Here is a 3,202-nt window from a genome sequence, read left to right as displayed (position 1 = left end):
GGTCAAAGCCAATAGAGAAAAGTTAAAAACCCATTTATTCATTTTTTCAGTATTTTTAGTTGGAGGGATTATTGGGGCAATCAGCTTTAAAAAAGTTGGCTATATTTCGGTGGTGCCGCTTTCCCTATCCCTCATCTTTATCGCTGGCTTGCAGATCTATCAGGACATTAGGGCAATCATGCGCGATCGACTATCCTAGTCTTTCGCTGATTCTGCTGCGGGTCACTAAGGCATATCAAAATTTATTGAGAATAGATGTGAACGAAAACCAACATTTTGGCCAAATATTAGAGGTGTTTCGAAGTGAAGCCCTGAAAATATAGGAGAAAATTCAAGGAGATCCGCGACATCAACAGGTGCGCCTCTTGAAGATGGAGGATATTGCAGAAAGAAGCTTTCCCACTTGGTCAATGCGCTTTTTCTTAGCAAAAGAAATTCTTACAAAGATGCCAAATCTCACTGGAGTATTGGATGGCTTGCCGGAGCATGATGTTGAGCTCCTTAGGTTAATGCGTACAGCAGCAGAATAATTGCTGTGAGCACTCTCTCGCTATAGGCCTTAAGCGAGCAACTTGCGGAATGCGAAGGTAGTCTACCTAATGGCATCTATCTACACTATTGGCATGAAGCGGCTAATCTACTTTCTTCTTATTGCATCATTTGGTATTGCCCTTGCGCAAGAGTCATCTAATCCCTATGACTTAAAGGTCGGGGTCACTAGATCGGGCGATCGCTTTCAGGTGATCGCAAGCTATGAGGTGCCCATTACTGTATGCGAAGCCTTTTCATTTATTACTGACTATGAAGGCATCAAAAATTTACCTGGAATAGTTGATTCAAAAGTACTCTCCAGATCGGGCAATAAAGTAAGAGTGGCCCGCTTACTCGAAGAAAGGATTTTATTTATCCCATTTGAGATGCGATCCGAGCTTGAGTACGTTGAGGTCCCTAATAGGACCTTGCTCTTTGAGCAGCTCAGTGGAGATACAAAATATTACAAGGGAAGTTGGCGGCTATTGTCTGAGAAGGATTCCACTATCTTTAAATATGATGCACAGGTTGAGCCAAGCTCTTTGGTGCCATCAGTGGTGATTGAGTTCTTCATTAAAAATATTGTGCGTCGACAGTTTGAGTCCATGGCTGAGATGGCATCACTCAAGAAGTCGGTCGTGGCAAAGACGTGCAGGTAGGCCAGCTTTTAGGCTAAGATTAACTCTATGACAAATCTCAATCAATTGCCTAGCGATCTACCTATTCCTCAGGATGATGGGGCAGCCAAGCACCTGGTGGGCATGTGTTTACCCACCATTTCTTTAAACACAACTACCGGTAAGCGATTTAATCTCGGTGAGCTTAAGGGCCGCTTAGTGATTTACTGCTACCCAATGACGGGGCAGCCGAATGTAGCTTTGCCTGATGGGTGGGATCAGATGCCGGGAGCAAGGGGATGTACACCACAAAGCTGCTCGTTCAGAGATCACTATCAGGAGCTTCGCTCTTTAGGTGCAGACGTTGTGGGATTGAGTGTGCAACATACCGAATACCAGCAAGAGATGGCTGATCGCCTCCATTTACCATTTGCTGTGCTCAGTGATGTGGACTATCAATTTCAGCAAGCTCTGCAGTTGCCGACTTTTGTTGCGGCCGGAATGACTCTGTTAAAGCGTATTACCTTGGTGGCGAATGATGGTGTGATTGAGGCTGTGCACTACCCAATTTTTCCAAGCGACAGTGATCCGGCTTGGGTCATCGATTATTTGAAAAATAATCCCGTCTGATTTTAATTAAGGCAAATTGTATTTGGCCCAGGTGAACAGTACGTTCCCAGCGTTTTGTCCGCCAGGCACGTAGGCAGTTTGAATGCTGAGATCTTTATAGCTGATTGAAGCAATCGGGAGCACCCCAGGGAAGGGGATGTAGTTCATGATGTCTTGTCGTGACATGATGAAAGCAGTTGCTCCAACGCCATACTTCCAGTCAGGACTATTGCCAATGTTCCATATTGGTATCCATCCATAGCCCACCATGTACTGGTAAATGCCATGAGAGTCCTTGAAGGTCATTCCATAAATACCTTCCCAATTGCCACTCTCATTTATTAAGCCTCTTCCAAACCCAATTCCCATGGGATATTCGGTGTACTCATTAATCTTGTCCTGAGAGTACGCATAGGGCATGTGATAGGTGTAGAGGGGGATATAAAGTTCATTTCCACCTTTATCCCAAATAGACTCAAGGTGGCCCGTTGCGGTTTGGAACCAGTTTGAGACGCTTTCAGCATGGAGTGCCGCCAACGGCATGCAGAGAAGCAAAATGACAATAAATCTACGGCACATAACGAATATTTGTAAACCTGGTAAAGAAAAGTGCCGCCTAATTGAGGATTGATGCTGTTTTTTTATAAGAGACTACTTCAGCTGACGAGATTATATGTTGCTTTGCAGCAATATTTCCTTGCTAAGCCTCAAATAAGTGATTAATATGGTGCAGTGCAACAAATAACCCTTTAAAGGAAATGCCATGTTCAATAATCAATTCGCAGGAAATCAAGCTAAATCTGTAGAAAGCGCTCGCGCTCTAGGTCAAACCGCCCTTGAGAATGCTCAAGAGCTAGCAGAAATCAATTACCAAGCAGCACAACAAGCTGTAGCAAATGCGCAAGCAAAAGCTGCTGAGTTATTAAAAGGTAAAGATGCCAAAGCCGCATTAGATCTTTTGCAAAGCCCAGAAGTTCAAGAGGCTGTTGCAGAAGTTGCCGCTTATCAGAAAAAAGTTGCTGCAGTGCTGCGTCGTGGCAACCAAGAGTTAGTGGAAGCAGTAGAGGCGGCTATTGACCAATCACAAGATGATTTGAAGAGCTTTGTAGCAGCAGCGACTTCAAAAGCGCCTGCTGGCTCTGAGGCTTATGTAAGCGCCTTTACATCTGCATTCAACACAGCAATGCAAAACTTTGATCAAGTGCGCTCTACCACTCAAGACGCTTTTGCAAATTTTGAGAAAAGTGTTGAAACAGCAATGAAGACGGCACAAGGTCAGTTTGGTCAGACTCCAAAGGCAACAAAAAGCCGCGCTAAGTAAATAGTAGTTACGAGTTGTAAATGAGAAGCCACCTACTGAACTGACCCCCAAAAGTTGGACAGTTTAATTAGGTTAGCACGAGGGATTGAGTTCGGTAATTTACCGGGCTCAATCCCTTTAGTTT

The 3,202-nt window shown here is 44.3% G+C and carries 4 protein-coding genes and 2 pseudogenes; 5 read left to right on the top strand and 1 reads right to left on the bottom strand.

What is annotated here, in order from left to right; genetic code table 11:
* The 4 genes and pseudogenes from B7Y67_RS13785 to B7Y67_RS13775 all read left to right on the top strand — a co-directional run.
* Window positions 1-199 (top strand): annotated as a pseudogene (locus B7Y67_RS13785) (DUF1275 domain-containing protein); the annotation flags it as partial.
* Between the two features lie 130 nt (window positions 200-329).
* Window positions 330-404, top strand: a pseudogene (locus tag B7Y67_RS19535) (hypothetical protein); the annotation flags it as partial.
* A 195-nt stretch (window positions 405-599) separates the two neighbouring features.
* Window positions 600-1,190 carry an SRPBCC family protein gene (locus tag B7Y67_RS13780; RefSeq protein ID WP_293599144.1) on the top strand — a complete coding sequence of 197 codons (591 nt, stop codon included), beginning with the start codon at window positions 600-602 and terminating at the stop codon, window positions 1,188-1,190.
* 27 nt (window positions 1,191-1,217) lie between these two features.
* Entirely contained in the window at window positions 1,218-1,778 is a 561-nt protein-coding gene (locus tag B7Y67_RS13775) for a peroxiredoxin (RefSeq protein ID WP_293599143.1), read from the top strand.
* Between the two features lie 6 nt (window positions 1,779-1,784).
* Here B7Y67_RS13775 and pagP read toward each other — a convergent pair whose 3' ends face one another.
* Window positions 1,785-2,336: a lipid IV(A) palmitoyltransferase PagP gene (gene pagP / locus B7Y67_RS13770; protein WP_293599142.1), complete on the bottom strand. Its 552-nt coding sequence runs from the start codon at window positions 2,334-2,336 to the stop codon at window positions 1,785-1,787.
* Window positions 2,337-2,520: 184 nt separating this feature from the next.
* Here pagP and B7Y67_RS13765 point away from each other — a divergent pair, with 184 nt between their 5' ends.
* A complete protein-coding gene (locus B7Y67_RS13765) occupies window positions 2,521-3,078 on the top strand; it encodes a phasin family protein (protein ID WP_293599141.1) in 558 nt (185 codons plus the stop codon).
* Window positions 3,079-3,202: the final 124 nt, after the last annotated feature.

The organism is Polynucleobacter sp. 35-46-11 (assembly GCF_002281105.1).
Note: the sequence above shows the minus strand (reverse complement) of the source record. Positions and strands in the feature narration are given on the sequence as shown.